Source organism: Hymenobacter sp. NBH84 (assembly GCF_014217645.1).
Taxonomy (GTDB): domain Bacteria; phylum Bacteroidota; class Bacteroidia; order Cytophagales; family Hymenobacteraceae; genus Hymenobacter; species Hymenobacter profundi.
Genome location: NZ_CP043645.1, coordinates 92,196 through 111,483 on the forward strand (window position 1 = coordinate 92,196; position 19,288 = coordinate 111,483).

A 19,288-nucleotide genomic window follows, 5' to 3' on the forward strand; every position below is an offset into this window, starting at 1 on the left:
ACAGGTTTGCTATAACGAATTAATAAACAGACACCTAACCAACCATTCATGCAACCAAGTAAAATCCTTCTTCTTCTTCTTCTTCTGCTCATCGCCCTGTGCGCGGCCCCGGCCTTTGCCCAGCGCGACACCATAGCGCTCAACAGCGGCTGGCAGTTTGCCGTGGATAAAAAGGCCGAGGGCCGGCAGGGCCAGTGGTACGCCCGCCCGCTGGCCCAGGCCCGCGCCGTGCAGCTGCCCCACACCTGGAACGTGGAGCCCAACAACCAGCGCCACTACGGCTGGGGCTGGTACCAGAAAAACCTGGCCGCGCCCGCCAGCTGGAAAAGCAAGAGCGTAGTGCTCGAATTCGGGGCCGTGAACCACACGGCCTACGTTTACCTCAATGGCGAGCAGGTGGGCGAGAACATCGGCGACGGCTTCGACAAGTTCTACGTCGACCTGACCGGCAAGCTGAAAGCAGGGCAGCAGAACACGCTCACTGTGGCCGTAAACAACGACTACGGCCGCAACAAAGTACCCTACGGCAGCTCCTTTGACTGGCCCAACGACGGCGGCATCATCCGCCCCGTGGCCCTGATTGTGACCGGCCGGCCGGCCGTGCGCTACCTGCACGCCGCGCCCAAGCTGGACGTGCGCACCGGCTCCGGCACGCTGGAAGTGCGCCTGGGCCTGGCGGAAGCCGCCGCCCGCAACCTGAGCTTTGCCGTCACCATCACGGAGGAAAACCAAGCCACCAAAAAAGTCATTCTGAAGAAGACCGGCAAGGCCATCTGGAAAAAAGGCGAGGCGGTGCTTTCCTATTCCCTACCCCAGGTGAAGCCCTGGCACTTCGACTTTCCCAACCTCTACCGCATCGACGTGGCGGTGCTGAGCGGCCGCAAAGCCGTGGATAAAATCAGCGCCAATACCGGCTTCCGGGAGGTGAAGTTTGAGGGCGGCAAAACCTACCTCAACGGCGAGCGCATGAAGCTGATGGGCGTGGAATGGACCGCCGGCTCGAACCCCGACTACGGCTTTGCCGAGCCAGCAGCGGAAATCCGGCGGCAGGGCAAGCTGATGAAGGACGTGAACGCCATCTTCACCCGCCAGCACTTCCAGCAGTCCGACGTGTTCTATGATTTTTGCGACCGCAACGGCATTCTGGTGCAGCAGGAAGTGCCGCTCTGGGGCCCAGAAACGCCCTCCAACGATACTATCCGCACCATTGCCATGCGGCAGCTGGAAACGATGGTGCGCAACATGTACAACTACCCCAGCATCTTTTCCTGGGGCGCGGGCAACGAGCTGCGCGGCCGCAACGCCCACATGAAGCAAATGATTACGGACCTGGTGGCGCGGGCGCGGGAGCTGGACCCGTCGCGCCACGTGGCCTACGTGAGCAACACGCTCACGCAGGGCTTCTACAACAAGCCCAACTTCACGCCCGACGCCGGCAGCCTGGGCGACTACCTGATGATGAACGAGTACGGTGGCAGCTGGTGGGCCATTCCCGTGGGCCAGATTCACAGCTACCTCGACAGCGTGCACCTTTCCTATCCCGATAAGCCGCTGTTTATATCGGAGTTCGGCTTGGTAGAGCCCAACTTCCGGGGCGGCGACGAGCGGCGCATCCAGGATCTGGTATACCACATGGCCATCTACGAGAGCAAGCCCTACATTGAGGGTGCTATCTACTTCGACCTGACCGACTACCGCACCCACTACCCCGGCACCAGCGAGAAAAACAAGTACCGCCGCCGCGTGCACGGCATCTACGACATGTACGGCAAGCCCAAGCCCTCCATGCAGGTGCTGCGCGAAATGTCGTCGCCGCTGGAGGTGCAGCAGCTGCGCCAGCAGGGCAAGAAGGGCAAGGCCAGCCTGCTCATCTTTGGCAGCGTGGGCCTGCCCCAGCACCTCGTGAAGGGCTATAAGGTGTACCTGTCGAGCAAAACCGACAACTGGCAGGGCGCCAAAGCCTACGAGCTGCCGGATATCAAGCCGGGCCAGAAGCTGGACTTCGAGATTGACGACGAGTTCGACGGCGCCGGCATCATCACGGTGGTGCGCCCCACGGGCTACGTGGCCAGTCAGAAGTCCTTCTACGCCAACAGCCCCGAGCTACAGCCGATGGGCCAGTAGTAGCAGGGTAGGGGGCTTGCTGCTTAGCCCAAGGCCCCGCGCAGCGTTCAATATCGGGGTAGCGCAAGATACTGTGATAAAAAGCAAGGGATTGGGCAAGTTTTTTTACCTTTAGAGCTGTTTAAGGAGGGCCTTTCGGTTTATCCTGCGTAGCCTCGACCGGTCAGCTGGTTGGGGCTACTTCTTTTTCCAGGCAGTGGGCCGGGTGGTAGTGGGGGTCATAGACGCAGTCATTTTTCCACAGCGAATAGCAGAGTAGCAGCAGTTTACGCATGACGGCAATCACGCCAGGCTTGCCGTTGGGCTGCCGAGCGCGCAGCCGGGTGTAAAAGGCCATTTGCTGCGGATTGAAACGCAGACTGCTCACAGCCGGCAGATAGAGGGCCCGTTGCCGCGGCGCGAGATGCAGGTGGCTCCGGCAGAGAGGCCACTTTGGCGCTGCACCACATCCAAGCCGGCGTAGGAAGCGAGTTGCCGTTCGTTTTCTACCAGTACGAAACCGTTGGTTTCGGCTACCACGGCAATGGCGGTCGTCAGCCCAATACCGGGTATACTCGTCAGTTGGGCCAGCTTACGCGCCAGTTCGGGCTCCGCTTTCAGCAGCGTGGCTACGTCCTGGTCTACCGCTTGCACTTGCTGCTCAAGTAGTTGTTGGCGGGCTGTTAGGCGCGCTAGCGTACGTGTGTCGGGCTGATAGCTGTGCTGATAGGCATGGCGTTGCGTCTTAAGGCGGGTGGTCTGCTGAATCAGGCTCTGGCGCTCGCGGGAGAGGGCCCGCAGCTGACGCAAAGCCGGCGTGGGAGGCTGCCAGGTAGGCAGGGCCCGCTCTAAGCCTAAGCGGCAGAGCAGACGAGCATCGAGTTGGTCGGTTTTGCTTTTCTGCTCCGTGCTTTGCGCAAAATGCTTGACCTTATTGGGTAATAACACGCTCAATGCTTGTGCCCTATCAGCCAGGAAATAGGCCAGCTCCTCGTAGTACACCCCCGTGGCCTCGACCACAAACCAGAGGGGTACTGCCGGCGCGTGCTGCTTGTTGGTCCAGACCAGTAAGTCCGCAAAGCCGGTAGCCGAGTTGGCAAACGTGACTTCTTTCTGGAAGTGCAGGCGCTGGCTAGTGTCGATTCGGCCGAAGCAGGCGACAAACGTGTCTTTGGCAATGTCGATACCCACCACGTATTTGAGCGGGGCAGCAGAGGGGCAAGCAGCAGGCATAAACGAATGGGAAAAGAAATTGAACATTCAGCCAGTCAAGTTTTTACCGCAACTCTCCTTGTACAAATACGGGATGCGATGAGCTAGGCCCGGCTCCCTCCATACTGTGCAGTCTTCAGGCAAAAACGGGAAACGGAGCACCGGCTCTTTTGTACACGGTCAACCCAAGCAGGCCGCCGTTAGGGAAAAATGATGTCCCCGTCTCCTTTTCTGGCTACCGCCTAAAGTAAGGCAGTGCAATCATACAAGAGTAGGAACAGAAATTCCCGTTAGGGAACTTCAACAAGGCTATTGCCACAAAATGAGGTGGTCTAGGTTAGGCGCACAGAAACAGGACGTATATTTCCTGAGTCATGAGTGTAAAAAGCAGCAAGTCCACGCCGGATAGACGGCGCAAATACGACGACGCCTTCAAAGCCGAGGCCCTGCGCCTGGCTAGTGAGAGCCGCAGCACGCAGGCGGCCGCCCAGCAGTTGGGCATCAGTCCCAAGCTACTTTACCGCTGGCAGCAGGCCCAACTCGTGGCCGAAGTGGGCAGTGTGGAAGTGGCTCGCGACCCGGAAGTGCGCCAGCTGCGCGCCCAGCTCAAACGAGCGGAGCAGGAGTTAGATATTTTAAAAAAAGCCTTGGTCATCTTCAGCCAGCCAACGCGGTGAGTACTTATCAGTATATCGCCCAACGCCGGGCTCAGGTGCCCGTGCGCCAGCTCTGTCAGGTGCTGCGCGTGGCCCCGAGCGCGTACTATGCGTGGCAGCGGGGGCAAGTGCCGGCCCCTGAGCCCGCTTGGCAAGTAGCGGTGCGCCAGGAGTTTAAGTGGCATTCGGCGCGCTACGGTACCCGGCGCCTGCGAGCGGAGTTGCACGCCCAAGGGCACCCTGTGGGCCGCTGGCGCATCCGGCGCGTGCTGAAAGCGCACGGCTTGCGGGCCCAGCAGCCCCGCGCTTTTGTGCCCCGTACCACCGATTCCGACCCAAACGTGCGCGCCGCGCCAAATCGCTTACTGGGTCAACCAGTGCCCACGGCCCCCAACCAGGTCTGGGTGGGCGACATCACGTATCTGCCTAAACAGGGCGGCGGGTGGCTGTACCTGGCCACCTGGCTGGACCGCTACTCGCGTAAAGTCGTGGGCTGGGATGTGCGCGAGTCCATGCCCGAAGACCTGGTCAGCGAAGCGTTGCGCCGCGCCTTGGCCGTGCGCCAGCCCGCGGCGGGCTTGGTCATCCATTCCGACCAGGGCAGCCAGTACACAGCCACCAACTTCAAGGCCTTAGTAGCCCGCCACGAGGCCTTGCAGAGCATGAGTCGGCGGGGCAACTGCTACGACAACGCCCACGCCGAGTCCTTTTGGAGCCGCTTAAAAACCGAGTTGCTCGACGGCGGCCGCTTCCGCAACCTAGCAGAAGCCCGGCTGGAAATCAGTCACTATCTCGCTTATTACAACGCCGAGCGCCGCCATTCGGCCCTCGGCTACCAATCCCCCAATCACTTCGAAACCCAATTTCAAACTACGTCCCAACTCTGTGCGGCTTAGCTAGATCACCTCAGGTCGTTTTGGAATGACCGGCGAAGGAACGCTGCTCTCCCGTTACCGCATCCGGTAGGTACCCCTCTTGTCGATGGGTCAGGTGATCGAACGTCAAGCCGCCGAGCGCATCCAGTTGAAAGCGATGGCTCAGATCGCGCGTCAGCGTGTAGCGCCCAAGCGCCGTGACGGTCAAGGCCGTATTGCGATAGGCGTTGCTATACTCGCCGACATAGTTTTCGTTGATGTCATAGAGTGCGCTCATCACGAAACCGGGGCTGTGACTGTACGAGGCACTTACCTGCACCGCCCAGCGGGGACGCAGTTGGTAACCGAGCGTGAGTTGCAGCGGGGGCACCGTACTATTATCTAACTCCCGGCTCTGGCGCTGATAGGAGTTGGTAGAGGCTGAAAGCCCAACATAGTAACGAGGTGCTGCTACCTCAGCGCTTTGGGCGAGACTAAGCAGGGGCATACTTAGTAAAGTGGCGCAGATGCCAATGGATCGGGTGAGCATAAAATGAGGGGTAAAAGGATAAGTACAGAAGATGCTAGTGAACAGTAGTCTCGACTAAGAATCACAAAAGCTCTAAATCGTTGCAAGAGAGCACTAGGAATCATATAGACAGCGGGCAAAGTAGACATAGAATCAGCGAAGTCGGTCAACTCAGCTGAATTCCTTTTATGGCTTTGGTTCTGGGGCTTAGCTAGATGTGGTAGACACTGATAAGTAGGTAGTAGCAATCTTGGTAGGCCTATAACATTAATTAAAGGGACGTGGCTGTTGCAGAACTTCTAGTAGGGCCACTAGCAACTAAATGAGGCCTACTTACTGACGATAACGCTGCTTTTTACAGGTTTCTAGATCCTGCTCGCCGACTAGCAACAGGGTGGCTACGGCACTGGTGGCTAGCTTGGGCGACTATTTACCCGGGAGAGCATGGCGTTCGCCGCTTTCTAAAGTGGCCCTCTTCGCCAAACAGCTTTTGCCCCTTTTCGTCACCGCCCGTATGATCGAGTGGTCACCCTTGCTTTTCCATGCGTTCTCCAACTACCCCGGCCATTCCCACTCACACCCTATTTCGCGCACCCGGCGAACGCGTGCGGCTGGTCACCGTTCGGCACCACGACACGTTGCTGGACCAGCGCAAAAGCTGGCTCTTGCCGCACCGCAAAGACTACTACCTGCTGCTGCTGCTGACCAGCGGGAGCGGCCGCTACTGGCTGGACACCGTGCCCCACGAATTTCGGGCCGACTCGCTGTTCTTTTCCACCCCCACGCAGGTGCATGCCAAAGAGGAGGTCCAGACCGCCGGCACGGCGATTTGTCTCACCCCCGACTTCTTTACCCAGGCCGCTAACGCCGACCTGCGGCAACTGCCCTTCCTACAATACCCCCACCTTAGCCACGGCCTGCGGCTCGCGCCCAACGACTTGACGGAGTTGCGCCAGCTCTGTCAGCGCATCGTGCAGGAATACGAACAGCCGGCCGACCTGCACGATGAGCTCCTGTACGCCTACCTGCGCGTGCTGCTCCTCACCATCGGCCGCCTCTGTTACCAGCAGCCTAGCCGCGCCGCCGCGGGGCCGACTGTGCCCAGCCTCTACCACCGCCTGCAAGCGAGTATCGAGCACCACTACAAAACGCTCCGCGACGTGCCGGCCTACGCCCAGCTACTGCACCTCTCCGCTAATCACCTCAACACGATCATAAAAGAGCAGAGCGGCAAAACGGTGCTCCAGCTCCTGCACGAGCGCCAATTGCTCGAAGCCAAGCGCCTGCTCTACCATACCGAGCGGTCCGTGAAGGAAATCGCCTTCGAGCTCGGCTTTCAAGATGCCGCCTACTTTACCCGCTTCTTCAAGCGGCTGGCCGGCGTGACGCCCCTTCATTATCGCACGGGCAGTGAATAGTACCAGCCTCCCCACCGGATGTACTGGTGAAAGCCGCTGCGACCTCTGACTTAACCAGGCGATTCGTGGTTGTACTAGCACCTACCAACGACGACCGAAGTGGTCGCCAAAAACAGAACCTATGGAAAATACCACTCTACCGCTGCCGGCGAAAAACGCCGAAGGCATCAATGGAACCATGCGGGCCGACCACGTGGGCTTGCGCACGCTTGACTTCGCGGGTACGATCGGCTGGTACACCAAAAAACTCGGGTTTCGCTTGATTAAGCAGGTTACGCTGGGTGACTTGCAGCTCGCCTTCCTGGCCCCGGCCAACGACGACAACTTCTGGCTGGAAGTGTTGAGTAACGGTCCAGCCACCCCGCCGCCGTCCACCCCGCCGCCCATCACTTCCGGCTTTCAACACCTGTGCCTCACAGTTGGCAACGTCGATGACACGCTCGCCGCCCTGCGTGAGCGCGGGGTCCAGGTGACCCGGGAGCCGTTCGATGTGCCGCTCCTGGGCAAGCGCTGCGGCTTTGTGTCTGACCTGCACGGCAACACACTGGAATTCATCCAGAATATCGGCTAAACAGACCCAGGAGCCCAGCAGGTTCGGCGAGCCGCCGGGTGGCTCGCCGAACCTGCTGGGCTCCTGGGAATTACCCTTACGCAGTCTAGCTACTTGCCTGACCCGTCGGCTAACGTACGCTTGGTCGGTACCCCGGTTCAGTCGCTACCCGGCGGAACTGCGGCCTGGGCGCAGCCCCGCAGTATCCTGTTGATTCACGCCAAACAGTAGGCCCCGCAGCTTCTTAGGGAAGTAAATACTTTTGGGAGCTAGCGGGGAAGGCCGCGCTTAGTTGGTTAACTGCCGCCTAATGTACCCCGCTATTCTGGCCAACGTGGCCCGCCACATTACGCTCTCGGCCGAGGAGGGCGCCGTCTTCACGGCACTGCTCATGCCACAGCACGTGGCCCGCGCCGGCCTGGTGGTCGAAGCCGGGCAGCGGCCACCGCAACTCACGTTTGTGGTGCGGGATTGTGTGCGCACCTACGTCACCGATGCCCACGGCCGGGAGCACAGCTTAGCCTTTGCTACTGTTTGCTACTGAAGGCTGGTGGTGCGCCAACCTTCCGCGTCCCGGCGCCCCGGCCCTGACAACCCGGACGCTCTTAGCGCTGAAAGAAAGCGACGTGCTACACCTACGACTCGACCAGATGGAACACCTCTGGAGAGCATCAAAGAGTGTGGGGCAGTGGGGCGGTAGGCGTCTTACAAGTTAGTTTGAAGGACTCTCCGAAGTAACGACAGGCATAGACCGAACGGTTGGGGCTTCTCTACTTGATGGAAGTACTGTCCAGCTGCTCCACACTCTTTGATGCTCTCGGCTATCAAAAGACTGCGTGGCCCGAAGCTGCCAAGAGGGGCCTGCGACACTCATTTCCCGGGTACGAAGCAGCGTACAACAGCGCACTTTCCAAAACCAAACGACGTGCGCATTAACTTTGGCCACAGCTACTTAACGCATGAAGATGAAAGGACGCGTACTGCTCACTGGTCTGATGGCCACGCTGCTGTGCTCCAGCTGCGACAAAAACGATCCGGACGCCCTTCCCAAAGAAACGCAACACGGGGCCAATACCGCCGGTTATGCGCTCGATGGGAAAGTATTGCCTGCCGTGCGGTGCATTACCTGCCTGGAGACGGTGGGCGGCAACTACTACCCCATTGCCAAGGACAAGGTGTTCACCTTTGGTATGCAGAACCACAAGACCAGCGCGGGCACTGTGGAATTGTCCGTGCTCGTGACCAATCCTAAAACCGGAGGCGTCTACCAACTAGGGGAAGGTATTTCGTCCGTGGGGCAACACGTGATGACGCAGGGGTACGCTAGAATGAAGCGCTATGATGATAAAACCTTCTTCATTGCGGCGTCTACTGATCCGGCGAACATGGGGACGCTCACGCTCACCCGCTTTGATACCGTGGCTCATATCGCCGCGGGTACGTTCTCGTTTCCGCTCCGAGACCATGACACCGGGCAATACTATTACGTCACCAAGGGCCGCTTTGACCTGCACTATGATGACTAGCGCGTGTGTCCCCTTCCCCATCCGAGAAGCTCGTGGTCAGTAGCGGGTAAGCCCACAGTCGGTACCAACGGCAACCGGCGGATGCGACCTGGGCGCTACCTGCTTTCCTGGATACGTATGGCAGTGTACGCTTGCTCAACGGCACGCGGCACCAGGGCGGCGGTGTGTGAGCCGGATCTATGAGTAGAACGTCCCTACATGTACCCTTTGTACCACCCTTTCATTTGCGGCCAATACTGGCGGGAAACAATCTTTCGCTGCGATAGCCTGGAAGCGAGTTGCACGCACCAACGGGGGCGCGTTATTCCGCGGAGACGTGTAGCGTAATGTCCAGGTTTTCTGATTTCGTCGGCTTATCGGCACGAGCGGACACGCGCCAGTCAGCTTGCGCGTGGGTGCGTACCACCGTCTGGGTAGATGAAACGGAGCTGGTGAAGGCAAAGGCGGGGAAGGCGCGCATATTCGTGCGCTGGTAGCTAGTCGGGTCGGCCGGGTCCAGGGCCGTAACAATCAGCCAGGGCGTCTTATCGTTCGCGGCCGGGGGCACATGGACGGCGCGCGGGTCCGTGGGCAGGCCCTCGACCAAGACATAGAAGCCTTCCGCTGGGAGCACCAGACCATACGGCGTCAGGTCCACGTGAATCAGGCCATCCGAGAAGCCGGCCAGCTCCTGCGCGGTGTAGGTGGCCGCGACCGGGATCAGGTCATGGCTGCCGGGAAGGGCACCGGCACCTACGGCCACGAGGCGAACCCGAACCCGGCCTTCCGTAGGTGTCTTTGGGGCCAGGCGCAGCGTGATTTCATCCAGCACGGCCGTACCGCTCCCGCTAGGCGGCTGAAAGCGGACGCCATACTGTATACCAGGCGCTACCAGGTAGCGGGAGCGTTGGCCGGCGTGAGCGCCCAGGCTGGAAAGGAGCACTTGCCTGGCAGGGCGTACGCTTACCTCGGGGAGCAGCACCGCCTGTGGTAACAAGCGTAGCGTGTCCACTTGGCCCAGCGCGGCGGCGGGGCGGGTAGCCTCCAAGGATGCGTAGCCCAGGTGCTGCACTTTCACGTGGGCCGGGCTAGTGGGCAACGTGAAGTGGCCCTGGCCATCGGTTGCCAACCGGGCCTGGGTCTGTAGATCCAGTACCGCCACGTGGGGCAGGGGCTGGCTGGTGGTGGCGTCCACGACGACGGCCCGGTAGGGCGCGGGCTCTGGGGAGAGCAGCAGGAACAAGCTAAGCAGCAGGAAAACCAGCATTGGGTGTCGTTAAACAAATAGAGCAAAACCGCCGACTCGGAAGCCAAACAGCTTACAGGCTGCTGCGACGGCCCCCATGTGTTCTAACAGTAGTGCCGGGTGAGCGTTTTACACGCCCTGAACAGCATCGAAAGAGCATAGCGAAACCGAACGGTAAGCCGATCATTTTGTGCACAGGCTGGGGTGCACTGTTGTTCCATAGGGTGCTAGTGGCTGTTGCAAAAGGCAATTTATAGACCAGGCTGTTGATGCTACTCTACTGGCCGGAACTACCGTCTCGTTGCCCCACCCTGTTTGCGGCTCTTTTTGGTGAACGAAACTTCCTGCATCAAGCGACAAACTACCTGAGGCCCTTGGGCATTTTCCACTCGGACCCCGTAAAACGTCCACCGGACCTCTCTGCTGCCCCACTGCCCCACGGTCTACTTTCCCCCCGCTGGCCGTACCAGACGGCCGCTGGACCTTCGCGCAAGAGAGGCCTTGGTTAAAAGTTTGGTACAAACGTTAACCAGGTCATTTGCTACTAAAGGCGAACAGATTCGGGAAAACCGTTGCCTACAGTCACCGCTTTAGTAGCCGTTAGCCGCTCCTCCATGAACCGTATCGACCGCCTATTTGGCCTGGTGACCCTCCTGCAAGCCCAGCGCTACGTGCCCGCTGAGCGCATGGCCGCGCAGTTTGGCATCAGTGTCCGCACCGTGTACCGCGACATCCGGGCGCTGGACGAGCAGGGTATCCCTGTGAGCTTTGAGGCGGGGCGAGGGTATTTCCTCGTGCCAGGCTACTTTCTGCCGCCGGTCAGCTTCTCGACGGAAGAAGCCAGTGCCCTGCTGCTGCTCGAAACGCTGGGCGCCACCCTGGCCGACCGTTCCATCCAGCCGCTGGTAACCGCTGCCCTGCAGAAAGTGCGCGCCGTGCTGCGTCCACCCGACCAGACGCGCTTGGCGCAGCTAGACCACGGCATGCAGCTAGCCATCCCCGAGTATCAGGAGCAGCATACCCAGTATCTGGCCCCCATGCAAGGGGCCATTGCCAAGCGGCAGGTGCTCGAACTGACCTATCGCGACAAAGCAGGCCACCAGACGCGGCGCCGCGTCGAGCCGATTGGATTAGTGTTTTACAATTTCGCCTGGCAGCTCGTCGGGTGGTGCCAACTGCGACAGGCCTACCGGGAGTTTCGCGTGTCGCGGGTGCAACACCTCACGGCCACGGGGCTGCCCTTCACCAATCCCGCGCCGTTGTCGCTGACCGACTACTTGGCAAGCCTGAAGCTACCACCTGCAAAAAAAGTTGGTGACAGGCGAAACCGACTGCCATAGGGTTGTCAGTGGCGGGGGAGAATTTTGCGACCTGAACACACTTCTCTCGCTATGCATTTCACTTCCGTCCGCCTCATCACCGCCGATGTGGAGCGCCTGACGCGCTTTTACGAGCACTTGTTTAACCAACCCTTTCGCCGCCCGGTCCCTGTTTTTGCCGAGCTGCGCACGGCGGGTGCCACGCTGGCCATTGGCCATACCAGTACCCTGGCACCCTTCGGTGGGGAGCAGGTAGCTACGGCCGCCGCCAACCGCTCGGCCATCCTGGAATTTCGCGTAGCCGACGTAGACGCCGTCTACCAGCGGCTGGCTGACTGGTTGCGCGACACGCTGGTACAGCAGCCGACCACCATGCCTTGGGGCAACCGCTCGCTGCTCTTCCGCGACCCGGATGGCAATCTCGTGAACCTGTTCACCCCGTTCGCTGCCGATGCTCTTGAACAGTTTGCCCGCCCGCCGGCGAAGTAGCACCCACCCGACCGCTAGCGCACTGAATCACGCAGCAAACCTATGCTAACCAGCCGGTTGTCCCCGCACCTGTTACAGACTCAGCATCGGGTAGCAGCCGGGTCGGGAAGGGCTCCCGGATAGAGCGTTCTCTCCACGCGGCCGTCGTCTGCTGACGGCTCGCCTTGCTGGCGCATGGTTTCGTGCAGGTGCTACACGACGAGGGGTATTTAGCAGGCAAGGCCACTGCGTAACGTTTGGACCAAACTTTTAACCAAGGCCAGGGGTCACGAAGGGACGTATTGGCTAAAGTCGGTAAATGTGCGTAGTGAAAGACGTAACTTTCACTACCTGACGACTAACGAATGAAAAAAGGACGATTCAGTGAGGCCCAGATTGTGGCCATTCTGCAATAACAAGCCAGCGGGCAGACCGTTGCCCAAATCGGGCGCGAGCATGGGCTGAGTGAGGCCACCTTTTATACCTGGAAGAACAAGTATGCGGGGGCAAGCGTGGCCGAGCTCACCCGGCTCAAACATCTGGAAGAGGAGAATCGAAAACTCAAGCAGATGTTCGCGGACCTAAGCCTAGAGAATCAGGCAATCAAGGAGATCTTGCGAAAAAAGTAAGTAGCCCTGCGGCGCGGCGCCAGGCAGCGCAGGGCTTAGTAGGGAAAGGCTGGAGTCAGCGGCGGGCGTGCGCCCTGGTGGGCCTCTCGCGTGGTAGCTATCTTGAACAAGCGGCTTAACATCTATTAATTAATGGCTTACCGAATGGGGGAACGCACAAGCCTAATCGCACTGCCCGTTCTTACTGGACCACCCTAGTCTAGTACACACACTGTGAACAGGTAGCCGCGAGCTACCTGTTGACTTATACGGTTTCGGGCAGATAGACTTACCAGCCTAATGGAAGAAAACCAGCTTCGCCCCGGCGGCAAGCCCCCCCATCGGTAAGCTGAATTGGGTTGTGCTGCAGGCTATCTTAAGGTGCCCATGGCGTCTAATTAACACCCGATAAACATCAATGGCTGTTTTCGGGCTGCACCACGTCGGCATTACCCTACCGTAACCTCACCCCGGCACTGAGAGCATCTTTAGCACTTACTGTATCTTAGCAGGATGAAGCAACTGCCTCACTTAATAAGCTGGCTACTTGGGTTATTTCTATTGTTGGGCTGCTTGAACGTGCATGTAGTAAGCGCTTCAGTGACAACGCGTTATGTTATTGGCTTTTCGCAGTGCACGATGAACGATGCCTGGCGACAAGCCATGTTGGTGGGCATGAAAAAAGAGTTGAGCTTTTATCCCAACGTAACGTTTCGGCTGAAGGACGCCCACGACAATACAACCCTCCAGCAGCGGCAGATACGCGAATTTCTGAAGGAGAAAGTAGATCTGTTGATTGTGTCGGCCAACGAAGCCGAACCGATTACTCCCCTGGTGGAGGAAGCTTTTAATCGGGGAATACCCGTCGTTATTCTCGACCGGCGCACCACCTCCCAGCTCTATACTGCCTACGTGGGCGGCAACAACCAGGAAGTGGGTAGGGCTGCGGGCCGCTACATTGGCAGCCTGCTGAAAGGCAAAGGCAAGATCCTGGAAGTATTGGGTGCAGCCGGGGCCTCCCCGGCTCGCGACCGGCACAAAGGCCTGTTGCAGGCACTACGCAGCTTCCCGCAGGTGCAGCTGGTAGGAGAGGTGCAAGGCAATTGGCAGCGCCCATCGGTGCTGGCAGCGTTGCCCGCCGTATTGCGTCTGCACCCGGATGTGCAGCTCATCTTTGCCCACAACGACCGCATGGCCTTGGGGGCCTACCAAGTATGCAAGCAACTGGGACTGGTTAAGCAGGTGCACGTGGTGGGGGTAGATGGGCTGGCGGGCGCCCAGGGAGGGTTGCAGCTGGTGCAGGATAGTATTCTCACCGCCACCCTGCTGTACTCGCCGGGTGGGGAAGAAGCCATTCGCACGGCCATGAAAATCCTGCACAACGAGCCGTACGACAAGGAAAACATGCTTAGCACCATGGTCATCGATTCGACGAACGTGCTGACCATGAAGATGCAGACTGAGAAGCTAGCCAGCCAGCAGCGTGATATTCAGCGGCAGCAAGAGTTGCTGGAAACCCAGCGACACACCTTTGTAAGCCAGCAGCGCGGCCTATATGTACTAGGCGCGGCGTTGCTGGGCGCCGCTGGTTTGGGGCTGCTCGTATGGCGGGCACTGCGGGCTAACCGACGCATCACTCGGATGCTGGCCCAACAAAATGAGGAAATCCGCTCGCAGCGTAATCAGATTCAGGGGCTAGCCGAGCAGGCCCGGGTGGAAACAGAGGCAAAGCTGCGTTTCTTCACAAACTTCTCGCACGAGCTGCGTACTCCGCTCACGCTTATGCTGGGGCCCTTGGAGGAAGTATTGACGGATGGCCCCCTCCTGGCGCCCTCGCATCGGCAGGAGCTGGGCCTGGTGCGTCGCAACGCCCAGCGCCTGTTGCAACTGGTCAATCAGTTGATGGACTTCCGCAAAATTGATGTGGGCAAGATGCCAGTGCGGGCCACCGAAGGTAATCTCGTAGCGTTCGTGCGCGAAATCATAGATATGTTCGAGAAAACAGCCCAGCAGCAGCGAGTCAGCTTACGCTTCTTGCCGGCCGAACCAGCGGTATGGCTGTGGTTCGACGTGAACATCTTGGACAAAGTATTTTTCAACCTGCTGGCTAATGCACTGAAATTTACCCCCGAGAAGGGCCAAGTCACGGTCAGTATAGAACCCCTGCCGGCGGAAGGCCACGTGCGGGTGAGCGTGGAAGATACGGGCCCCGGTATCAGCGCCCAGGACCAGGCACATATTTTCGAGTGGTTCTATCAAGGGCAGGCGCCCGGCGGTAAGGGCTCGGGCATGGGCCTGGCCTTGGCACTGGGCCTGACGCGCCTGCACCAGGGCCAGCTGACGTTTCGGAGCCAGGCAGGCCAGGGAAGTACTTTTGTTGTCACCCTGCCGCTTTCCCTACCCGACGCGATGCGCTCTGCCGCGCCCGTATCGATGCCCGTGGCCGCTTCCTTCCTGCTGGATGAGGAGCTGGCCGAAACCCTACCCGAAGCCGCCTTCGCCACCGGCGACAACAGCGCTGCCCTCGTGTTGGTGATTGAGGACAACCCCGAAGTCAATACGTTTCTGGCCCGGAAGCTGCGGCCCCACTTCCAAGTGCAAACGGCGTTGGATGCTGCCCACGGCCTTCGCCTGGCGGCCGACACCATTCCCGACCTGGTGGTGTGCGATGTGATGCTCCCCGACCAAAGCGGCCTGGACGTTGTGCAGCAGCTGAAGGGCGACTGGCGCACCTCCCATATTCCGGTAGTGTTGCTCACGGCCCGTTCGGCGCCCGAGCAGCAGGTGGAGGGCGTGCAGGCCGGCGCCGACCTCTACCTCACCAAGCCCTTCAATCCTACCTTTCTGCTCGAAAGCCTGCGCACCCTGCTAACTAACCGGCAGCGGCAGCGTGAGCACTTCCGCCGTGAGCTGAGTACCGCTACCGCTACAGTAGCTCCCCAACAGCGCGTAGATCAGAAATTCCTGGCCGACCTCACGGCCATTATCGAAGCGAATCTGGCTCGCCCCGAGCTGAGCGTGGAGGACGTAGCCCACAGCATGGGCCTCTCGCGGGTGCAGCTGTACCGCAAGATGAAGGCCGTGCTGGGTACCGGCGTAAGCGAATTCATTCAAAGCCTGCGCCTCACCAAAAGCCGGCAATTGCTGCTGGAAGAAGGCCTCACGATTGCGGAGGTGGCCTACCAGCTTGGCTTTTCCTCCCCAGCTTATTTCTCCACCAGCTTCAAGGGGCGCTATCAAATGTCGCCCTCCGAGTTTCGGGCGCTGCATACCACGCCCAGCACGTGATACGCCAGCGAAAATCAGGTGTAAAAAGTGAAAGCGACGCGCTTGACTGCAAACGTTTTCTAACTACAAAATACTGATATTAAGCTAATTAATTATTGAAAGGTAATTGATTCAAATGTGAAAGCTTTTGAATCAATCGTGTACTGTTGCAAGAGAAAGATCCGAGAATTTTGAGCCCTGAAGCCGTCGCAGCCTCCGGGCCAGTTCGTCTTCCGGGCCTGTTTCAAAGCTGCTGCTAAAACGTTTGCAGCTCAGGTAGGCCCGGTCGGATGTAACGTGGCAGGGGCAAGGAGCCGCTTCAATGCGCTTTCTGTTCTCACCCTCTTTCTCTTGCTACATTATGCACAAAAGTGTACCTCTGACGCGGCATCTGCGTGTGCTCACGCTACTGGCTGCGGCTCCCCTCACGGCCGCCGTGCTGCCGGGAGTAGCCGTGGCCGCCCTACCCAGTTCTGCTATTCAGGCGCTAGCGGATATTCCAATTACGGGTCAGGTAAACGACGAGAAAGGTGTGGGCCTACCCGGCGTTACTGTAGTAGTGAAGGGTACTACCAACGGGGCCTCCACCGACGGGGAGGGCCGCTTTGCCCTCACGGTGCCCGCTACCGCCACGCTCGTTGTTTCTTCCTTGGGCTACGCGCCGCAGGAGGTAGCCGTGGCCGGCAAAACCACCTTCACCATTCAGCTGGTGCCTTCCGCCCAGAACCTGGGTGAAGTGGTGGTGACCGGCTACCAGACCCAGCGCCGCGCCGACCTGACGGGTGCCGTGGCGGTGGTGAAGCCTGAGCAGATCAAGGACATGACGTCCAACAGCGTGGCCAACAACTTGCAGGGTAGGGTGCCGGGCGTACAAATTACCACGGATGGCTCGCCGAGTGGCAGCCGCACGGCCGTGCGCATCCGCGGCTTCGGCACGCTGGGCAACAACGACCCGCTCTACGTGATTGACGGCATCCCGACCAAGGAGGGGATCAACCAGCTCAACCAGAATGATATTGAGTCGATTCAGGTGCTGAAAGATGCGTCGGCGGCCAGTATCTACGGTTCGCGGGCCGGCAACGGCGTCATCATCATCACCACCAAAAAGGCGAAAAAAGGCGTGACGCGGGTGGACTTCTCCACGTTCTTCTCCGCCCAGAAGCCGGGGCCGCACATCAAGATGCTGAACACCCAGGAGTACGGGCGCATCTACTGGCAGGCCTCCGTCAACGACGGCACCAGGCCTACTATTCCGTTCTACAACTTTCAGTCGCACCTGGGTCCCGATGGCCGGCCGGTGCTGGACAACGTGACGGTACCGGAGTTTCTGGACGCGGCTCAAACCCAGCGCACCGCCAACACCGACTGGTTTAAAGAAACCCAGCAGACAGCGTTGGTGCAGCAGTACAACGTGAATGTAAGCAATGGCGGGGAGCACGGCGGCGTGCTGTTTTCGCTGAACTACTACAAGAACTCCGGTACGCTGAAATACACCGGCGCTGACCGCTGGACTACGCGCCTCAACTCGGACTACTCGCTGCTGGGTGACCGTCTGAAAATAGGGGAAAACCTGACGGTCAGCAAATTAGAGGAAGCTCAGTTCGACCTCAATCTGATTCGTGACCGAAGCAGCCAGCTGCTCAACATTGTGCCGGTGCGCACAGTGGACGGGGTAGGGTGGGGCGGCCCGGTGAACGGCATTGGCGACCGGGACAACCCCGTGCGCCTGCTCACCGACAACCAGCAGAATCGCTCGAATCTCTACCGCGTGTTCGGCAATGCCTTCGCCGACGCCGAAATCATCAAGGGGCTGCACCTGCGCACCAGTTTCGGCATCGACTACTCGCTGTATAAGTACAAGGAGCTGTACAAAACCTTCCGGGCCGGCTACCTGTCCAACGACAACAACCGTGTGACTAACAACGAAACCACGTTTGGTAACTGGGTGTGGCAGAACACGTTGAACTATGACCTGGCGCTGGGCGGCGGCAAGCACGCGCTGAGCTTTCTGCTGGGCAATGAGCGCATCAGCTACGCCAGCGAGAGTTTCTACGCCTCGCGCACCAACTTTGCCAGCGAAGACCCCAACTACATTGTGCTCGACGCGGGCTCGGCCAACAAGGACAACGGCGGCTCGGCCACGGCCTACCGCCTGGCTTCTTATTTCGCTAAGGTCAACTACTCGTTCATGGACCGGTACCTGCTCTCGGGTACCATCCGCCGCGATGGTTCCTCGCGCTTCGGGGCCGATAACCAGTTTGGGGTGTTTCCGGCCGTGTCGGGCGGGTGGCGCCTGAGCGAGGAGAGCTTCGTAAAAGACAACGTGAATGCCGTATCGGACCTGAAGCTGCGCGCTGGCTGGGGCCAGACTGGCAACCAGGACATTGCCAATTTTGCCTCACGGGCTATTTACCAGTCGAGCCTGGGGACGCTGGACCCCAACTTTGCCTATGACATTGGCACGGCCTACGACATCTACGGCAACGACACCAACCTGCCGGCCGGCTACCGGCGCGTGCAGCAGGCCAACCCCAACCTAAAGTGGGAAACCACTACCCAGACCAACGTGGGCCTCGACGTGGGCTTCTTCCAGAACAAGCTCACCGGCTCGGCCGACTACTTCGTGAAGAAGAGCACCGACATCTTGGTGAACCTGCCCTTCCTGGGGGTAGTAGGTGAGGGCGGCGACAAGTTCGTGAACGGCGCCTCCATCAAAAACTCGGGCTGGGAATTTCTGCTCACCTACCAGAACGCACTCAGCAACGGGCTGACGTTCAATGTGTCGGGCAATCTCTCCACGTACCGCAACCGACTCACCTACCTGCCCGACGAGGTGATTAACGCCTACGGCGGCAACGGTCAGGACGTGACGCGCCTGGGTCATTCCATCAACGCCGTGTACGGCTACGTGGCCGATGGCCTGTACCAGAATGCGACGGAAGTAGGCGAAGGCCCTACCCAGGTAGGCGCCGCCCCCGGCCGCATTCGCTACAAAGACCTGAACGGGGATGGGGTAATCGACAACTTCGACCAGACGTGGATTACGGAGGCCATTCCGGACTTTGCGTACGGCCTGAACCTGGGCGCCGCCTGGAAGGGCTTTGATGTGCAGGTGTTTTTCCAGGGCGTGCAAGGCCTCTACGCCTACAACAACTCAAAATTCCGTACGGATTTCTCCTCCTTGGCTTCGGGCGAGAACTGGGGGCAGCGCCTGCTCGATGCCTGGTCGCCGACCAACACGGGCTCTTCTATTCCGGCGCCTACCCTGGTAAACTCCAACAACGAGGGCCGCTCTTCCACTTACTTCGTCGAAAACGCGTCGTATCTGAAGCTGCGCAACGTGCAGGTGGGCTACAACCTACCCACTGCGCTGGTTAGCCGGCTGCGCCTGCAAAACGTGCGCGTGTACGTGCAGGGGCAAAACTTCCTCATCGCCAAGAGTAAGCAATTCACCGGCCCCGACCCCGAGGTGACCAACTACCAGTACCCGATACCGCGCGTGTTCACCACCGGCCTCAACGTTTCCTTCTAATTGCTACGCTAGCCAAACCTT

15 protein-coding genes and 1 pseudogene are annotated in these 19,288 nt (G+C 59.5%); 12 read left to right on the plus strand and 4 right to left on the minus strand.

Annotated elements, in window-relative coordinates; genetic code table 11:
* The first annotated feature begins 48 nt into the window (after nt 1-48).
* Nucleotides 49-2,124, plus strand: a complete 2,076-nt coding sequence (locus tag F1C16_RS20365) for a glycoside hydrolase family 2 protein (RefSeq protein WP_185284552.1) — start codon at nt 49-51, stop codon at nt 2,122-2,124.
* Between the two features lie 163 nt (nt 2,125-2,287).
* Here F1C16_RS20365 and F1C16_RS20370 read toward each other — a convergent pair whose 3' ends face one another.
* Both F1C16_RS20370 and F1C16_RS20375 read right to left on the minus strand, forming a co-directional pair.
* Nucleotides 2,288-2,491, minus strand: coding sequence for a hypothetical protein (locus tag F1C16_RS20370; protein ID WP_185284553.1), 204 nt, complete (start codon nt 2,489-2,491; stop codon nt 2,288-2,290).
* Nucleotides 2,488-3,336: an IS110 family transposase gene (locus F1C16_RS20375; protein WP_185284554.1), complete on the minus strand. Its 849-nt coding sequence runs from the start codon at nt 3,334-3,336 to the stop codon at nt 2,488-2,490. The genes F1C16_RS20370 and F1C16_RS20375 overlap by 4 nt, the downstream gene beginning before the upstream one ends.
* A 353-nt stretch (nt 3,337-3,689) precedes the next feature.
* Here F1C16_RS20375 and F1C16_RS20380 point away from each other — a divergent pair, with 353 nt between their 5' ends.
* Complete coding sequence (locus F1C16_RS20380) at nt 3,690-3,992, plus strand: transposase (protein WP_185284426.1); 303 nt, start codon at nt 3,690-3,692, stop codon at nt 3,990-3,992.
* Nucleotides 3,989-4,867 (plus strand): IS3 family transposase, encoded by an 879-nt coding sequence (locus F1C16_RS20385; protein WP_185284427.1) that lies wholly within the window; start codon nt 3,989-3,991, stop codon nt 4,865-4,867. Before F1C16_RS20380 ends, F1C16_RS20385 begins: the two co-directional genes overlap by 4 nt.
* Before the next feature lie 10 nt (nt 4,868-4,877).
* On the opposite strand, the gene F1C16_RS20390 is transcribed toward F1C16_RS20385, so the two are convergent.
* Complete coding sequence (locus tag F1C16_RS20390) at nt 4,878-5,375, minus strand: outer membrane beta-barrel protein (RefSeq protein WP_185284428.1); 498 nt, start codon at nt 5,373-5,375, stop codon at nt 4,878-4,880.
* Between the two features lie 521 nt (nt 5,376-5,896).
* Between F1C16_RS20390 and F1C16_RS20395 the strand changes: the two genes are divergently transcribed.
* From F1C16_RS20395 to F1C16_RS20410, 4 genes are all read left to right on the plus strand, one after another.
* The gene (locus F1C16_RS20395) at nt 5,897-6,772 is read left to right on the plus strand and encodes a helix-turn-helix domain-containing protein (protein WP_185284429.1); all 876 of its coding nucleotides are present in this window, start codon (nt 5,897-5,899) and stop codon (nt 6,770-6,772) included.
* 121 nt (nt 6,773-6,893) lie between these two features.
* On the plus strand, nt 6,894-7,343 hold the full coding sequence (locus F1C16_RS20400) for a VOC family protein (RefSeq protein WP_185284430.1): 450 nt from the start codon (nt 6,894-6,896) through the stop codon (nt 7,341-7,343).
* 289 nt (nt 7,344-7,632) lie between these two features.
* Entirely contained in the window at nt 7,633-7,866 is a 234-nt protein-coding gene (locus F1C16_RS20405; RefSeq protein ID WP_185284431.1) for a hypothetical protein, read from the plus strand.
* Between the two features lie 421 nt (nt 7,867-8,287).
* Entirely contained in the window at nt 8,288-8,848 is a 561-nt protein-coding gene (locus F1C16_RS20410; RefSeq protein WP_185284432.1) for a hypothetical protein, read from the plus strand.
* A 301-nt stretch (nt 8,849-9,149) separates the two neighbouring features.
* Here F1C16_RS20410 and F1C16_RS20415 read toward each other — a convergent pair whose 3' ends face one another.
* The gene (locus F1C16_RS20415; RefSeq protein ID WP_185284433.1) at nt 9,150-10,094 is read right to left on the minus strand and encodes a carboxypeptidase-like regulatory domain-containing protein; all 945 of its coding nucleotides are present in this window, start codon (nt 10,092-10,094) and stop codon (nt 9,150-9,152) included.
* Nucleotides 10,095-10,687: 593 nt separating this feature from the next.
* Here F1C16_RS20415 and F1C16_RS20420 point away from each other — a divergent pair.
* The 5 genes and pseudogenes from F1C16_RS20420 to F1C16_RS20440 all read left to right on the plus strand — a co-directional run bounded on the left by F1C16_RS20420 (nt 10,688) and on the right by F1C16_RS20440 (nt 19,267).
* Complete coding sequence (locus tag F1C16_RS20420; RefSeq protein ID WP_185284434.1) at nt 10,688-11,413, plus strand: YafY family protein; 726 nt, start codon at nt 10,688-10,690, stop codon at nt 11,411-11,413.
* A gap of 51 nt (nt 11,414-11,464) precedes the next feature.
* Entirely contained in the window at nt 11,465-11,881 is a 417-nt protein-coding gene (locus F1C16_RS20425; protein WP_185284435.1) for a VOC family protein, read from the plus strand.
* A gap of 410 nt (nt 11,882-12,291) precedes the next feature.
* Nucleotides 12,292-12,489 (plus strand): annotated as a pseudogene (locus tag F1C16_RS23415) (transposase); the annotation flags it as partial.
* Between the two features lie 492 nt (nt 12,490-12,981).
* Nucleotides 12,982-15,756 carry a substrate-binding domain-containing protein gene (locus F1C16_RS20435; protein ID WP_258049151.1) on the plus strand — a complete coding sequence of 925 codons (2,775 nt, stop codon included), beginning with the start codon at nt 12,982-12,984 and terminating at the stop codon, nt 15,754-15,756.
* A 340-nt stretch (nt 15,757-16,096) separates the two neighbouring features.
* Nucleotides 16,097-19,267, plus strand: a complete 3,171-nt coding sequence (locus F1C16_RS20440) for a TonB-dependent receptor (protein ID WP_185284437.1) — start codon at nt 16,097-16,099, stop codon at nt 19,265-19,267.
* The last annotated feature ends 21 nt before the right edge of the window (nt 19,268-19,288 follow it).

What these genes read in the sequence shown, in the direction of transcription:
- F1C16_RS20365 (WP_185284552.1), top strand. Translation starts at nt 49, where the DNA reads ATGCAACCAAGTAAAATCCTTCTTCTTCTTCTTCTTCTGCTCATCGCC.
- F1C16_RS20375 (WP_185284554.1), bottom strand. Translation starts at nt 3,336, where the DNA reads ATGCCTGCTGCTTGCCCCTCTGCTGCCCCGCTCAAATACGTGGTGGGT.
- F1C16_RS20380 (WP_185284426.1), top strand. Translation starts at nt 3,690, where the DNA reads ATGAGTGTAAAAAGCAGCAAGTCCACGCCGGATAGACGGCGCAAATAC.
- F1C16_RS20390 (WP_185284428.1), bottom strand. Translation starts at nt 5,375, where the DNA reads ATGCTCACCCGATCCATTGGCATCTGCGCCACTTTACTAAGTATGCCC.
- F1C16_RS20395 (WP_185284429.1), top strand. Translation starts at nt 5,897, where the DNA reads ATGCGTTCTCCAACTACCCCGGCCATTCCCACTCACACCCTATTTCGC.
- F1C16_RS20400 (WP_185284430.1), top strand. Translation starts at nt 6,894, where the DNA reads ATGGAAAATACCACTCTACCGCTGCCGGCGAAAAACGCCGAAGGCATC.
- F1C16_RS20405 (WP_185284431.1), top strand. Translation starts at nt 7,633, where the DNA reads ATGTACCCCGCTATTCTGGCCAACGTGGCCCGCCACATTACGCTCTCG.
- F1C16_RS20410 (WP_185284432.1), top strand. Translation starts at nt 8,288, where the DNA reads ATGAAAGGACGCGTACTGCTCACTGGTCTGATGGCCACGCTGCTGTGC.
- F1C16_RS20415 (WP_185284433.1), bottom strand. Translation starts at nt 10,094, where the DNA reads ATGCTGGTTTTCCTGCTGCTTAGCTTGTTCCTGCTGCTCTCCCCAGAG.
- F1C16_RS20420 (WP_185284434.1), top strand. Translation starts at nt 10,688, where the DNA reads ATGAACCGTATCGACCGCCTATTTGGCCTGGTGACCCTCCTGCAAGCC.
- F1C16_RS20425 (WP_185284435.1), top strand. Translation starts at nt 11,465, where the DNA reads ATGCATTTCACTTCCGTCCGCCTCATCACCGCCGATGTGGAGCGCCTG.
- F1C16_RS20435 (WP_258049151.1), top strand. Translation starts at nt 12,982, where the DNA reads ATGAAGCAACTGCCTCACTTAATAAGCTGGCTACTTGGGTTATTTCTA.
- F1C16_RS20440 (WP_185284437.1), top strand. Translation starts at nt 16,097, where the DNA reads ATGCACAAAAGTGTACCTCTGACGCGGCATCTGCGTGTGCTCACGCTA.